We start from the raw sequence: 3,392 nt of genomic DNA on the forward strand, positions 1-3,392 counted from the left end.
CTTTAGTCTTAATCTGGTTAGTCGCTTAAATTTGTATGTTAGAATGCATCGCTTGAATGCGATCGGTAAGCTGTGTATGTTGCTCGCCGAATTATTATTCACTCATCTCATTACCGTTATACCGAAACTTACCGTTGGTTTTAAGTCTCATCTGGTTGTGAGCTTCGGTATAAATCATAATTTTCTAAAGAGGATTAAACATGCGCATCATTCTTCTAGGTGCTCCCGGTGCAGGTAAAGGCACTCAAGCTCAATTCATCATGGAGAAGTACGGTATTCCACAAATCTCTACTGGTGATATGTTACGTGCTGCGATTAAAGCAGGTACTGAACTTGGCAAAAAAGCGAAATCAGTGATTGATGCTGGTCAACTTGTTTCTGATGAAATCATCCTTGGCTTAATCAAAGAACGCATCACCCAAGCCGATTGTGAAAAGGGCTTTTTACTCGATGGTTTTCCTCGCACGATTCCTCAAGCTGATGGCTTAAAAGCAATGGGCATTAATGTTGACTATGTGATTGAGTTTGATGTTGCCGATGACGTTATTGTTGAGCGTATGGCTGGACGTCGTGCTCACTTGGCTTCTGGTCGTACCTATCACGCCATTTACAACCCGCCAAAAGTGGAAGGTAAAGATGACGTAACAGGTGAAGATCTTGTCGTTCGTGATGATGACAAAGAAGAGACCGTTCGTGCTCGTTTAGGTGTTTACCACGAGCAAACAGCGCCACTGATCACTTACTACGGTAAAGAAGCACAAATGGGTAATACGAAATACCTAAAATTTGATGGCACTAAGCCAGTTGCTCAAGTTAGCGCTGATATTGAGAAAGCATTAGCATAATTGGCTCAGTATAGGCTTGTTAACTTTGTTATAGTGAAAGCGACCTAAAGGTCGCTTTTTTTATGAACTTTCCTGCCGCGAATTCGTACTCAATAATTAACAATGAAATGGATGAATGGAAGTAATGCAAAATAATCAAAAACAGGGTGTGCTATTGGTTAACTTGGGAACGCCGAGTGAACCGACGGCATCGGCAGTAAAACGATTTTTAAGCCAATTTTTACATGACCAACGTGTGGTTGATATGAGTCGTTGGATCTGGTGTCCATTATTACATGGTGTGATTCTTCCGCTGCGAGCCCCCAAGGTTGCTAAGTTATATCAATCTGTCTGGATGGAAGAAGGCTCTCCTTTGATGGTGTACTCTAAACGCCAAGTGCAAGCGTTAGAACAGTATCTCGGTACACCAGTGGAACTTGGTATGACCTATGGTTCACCAAGCCTTTTAGAGGGTATCAACACATTATTGGAGCGTGGTGTTGAAGAGATTGTGGTGCTGCCTCTGTACCCTCAATATTCTGGTACTACTACGGCTGCCGTGTTTGATGGCCTTGCCAAAGCGATGAAACGTATGCCTGTGACGCCCAATTTACGTTTTATTCGTGATTATCATAATCACCCTGCTTATATACGATCTTTGGCGAGTAAAGTCCGTGACTCTTGGCAACGTAACGGGCAAGGTGACTATTTGCTTTGTTCCTACCACGGTATCCCTAAGCGATACGCCGATAACGGTGATATCTACCCACAGCATTGCCAAAAAACCACAGAACTTTTGGCACAAGAACTTGGTTTGAATGCTGACCAAATCGGCCTGACCTATCAGTCTATTTTTGGACGTGAAGAGTGGCTACAGCCTTATACGGATAAAACATTAGAGGCTCTGCCAAGCCGCGGTATTAAAAAGTTGGATATCATCACACCCGCCTTCTCGGTGGATTGTTTAGAAACCCTAGAAGAGATAGCTGAGCAAGGTAAAGAAACTTTTATTCACGCTGGTGGAGAATTGTTTACCTACATTGAGTGCCTAAATGATTCGGCAATGCATATAGAAATGATGGCTTCCTTAGTTAAGCGCTGATGAGTTGAATTCTTTTCTGGTACAAAAACGGTCACTATAGCGTGACCGTTTGTCATTATTATTCTTGAATTACTACTAGGTGAATTTGAAGCTAAACCAACTGAGCTTGTTGCTCTTCAATTTCTTCAGCGTAGCTTGTGGTTCTTTCTGCACCGTGCATCCAACGAACGAGCGTGTTAGAGCACAACAGTAAAATGACGCCGCCAATGGTTGCTGTTACTGCAATACCGCTGAAGATAGCCATCGCACCAAGCTCTCCAACATGAGAACCTACATGGCCTGCTACATAATTCGCGATTGCGTTACAACCGAACCATGCTCCCATCATTAATGAAGCAAGGCGTAGTGGGGCTAGTTTAGTGACAAGCGATAGACCAATTGGTGATAGACACAGTTCACCCAAGGTATGGAAGAAGAAGGCACCGACAAGCCATAGCATTGATGTTTTTACGGTAGTGTCACCACCTTGCTCCATAACCGCACCAACCATGCATAGGAAGCCTAGGGCTAAGAAGAACATCGCTAATGCAAACTTCATTGGCGAGTTTGGTTCACGCTTACCTAATTTTACCCATAATACGGCTAATACAGGGGCAAGAGTAATAATGAAAAATGGATTTAACGATTGGAACCAAGCCGCAGGTATCTCAAAACCACCCATCATACGATCAGTGTATTGCTGCGTGTAAATGTTCATTAAACCACCAGCCTGTTCGAAACCCGCCCAGAAAACAATAGTAAACAAACTCATCACAAGGATAACTTTGATACGATCTACTTCTGCTTTCGTTAGTGGTTCTTTATTTGCTGATTTTTTCAGTTTTAGATCGCGCTTAGCTGCTGGTTCGCGGCCAATATTACCAAGCCATGATTGAGCCATTGCCATTTGCATCACAAGGCTGATCAGCATACCAATACCAGCGGCCACAAAACCGGCTTTCCAACCAAATGAATTAGTAACTGAACCAGAGATCACACCAGCAAGTAGCGCACCTAAATTGATCCCCATGTAGAAGATGGTGAACGCGCCATCACGACGGTTATCACCTTCATTATATAGGTCACCAACCATTGTTGAGATATTGGGCTTAAATAGACCGTTACCACAGATAAGCAGTGCAAGGCCTAAATAGAAAGTGTGTAGAGAGCCAATGCCTAGCACATCTGCAGGCAGTGCTAGCGTAAATTGACCAATGGCCATTAACGCTCCACCCAATAAAATAGAACGGCGTTGCCCAAGGTAGTTATCTGCAAGGTAACCACCAATAAGCGGTGTGATGTAGACTAGCCCTGTATAGGTGCCGTAAAGATCGAGAGCATCTTTAGTCGACCAACCTAGACCGCCATTCATCGTTGCGTCTGTAAGATAAAGTACCAAAATGGCGCGCATCGCATAATACGAAAAACGCTCCCATAGCTCTGTGCCAAAAAGTAAAAATAGGCCCCTTGGGTGCCCAAAGTATTGA

At 43.6% G+C, this 3,392-nt stretch carries 3 protein-coding genes; 2 read left to right on the forward strand and 1 reads right to left on the reverse strand.

The window, feature by feature from the left end; genetic code table 11:
• Nucleotides 1-200: 200 nt before the first annotated feature.
• Complete coding sequence (gene adk, locus AACQ17_RS07830; RefSeq protein WP_013857306.1) at nucleotides 201-845, forward strand: adenylate kinase; 645 nt, start codon at nucleotides 201-203, stop codon at nucleotides 843-845.
• Nucleotides 846-960: 115 nt separating this feature from the next.
• Nucleotides 961-1,926, forward strand: coding sequence for a ferrochelatase (hemH, locus tag AACQ17_RS07835; protein ID WP_094146926.1), 966 nt, complete (start codon nucleotides 961-963; stop codon nucleotides 1,924-1,926).
• Nucleotides 1,927-2,017: 91 nt separating this feature from the next.
• Here hemH and AACQ17_RS07840 read toward each other — a convergent pair.
• The coding region (locus AACQ17_RS07840; protein ID WP_094167806.1) for a peptide MFS transporter at nucleotides 2,018-3,392 on the reverse strand (1,375 nt) is incomplete at its 5' end.

The organism is Vibrio sp. V10_P2A27P122 (genome assembly GCF_963874335.1).
GTDB classification, from domain to species: Bacteria; Pseudomonadota; Gammaproteobacteria; order Enterobacterales; family Vibrionaceae; genus Vibrio; species Vibrio anguillarum.

Coding starts and splice junctions, on each gene's coding strand:
- adk (WP_013857306.1), top strand. CDS start 201: ATGCGCATCATTCTTCTAGGTGCTCCCGGTGCAGGTAAAGGCACTCAA.
- hemH (WP_094146926.1), top strand. CDS start 961: ATGGAAGTAATGCAAAATAATCAAAAACAGGGTGTGCTATTGGTTAAC.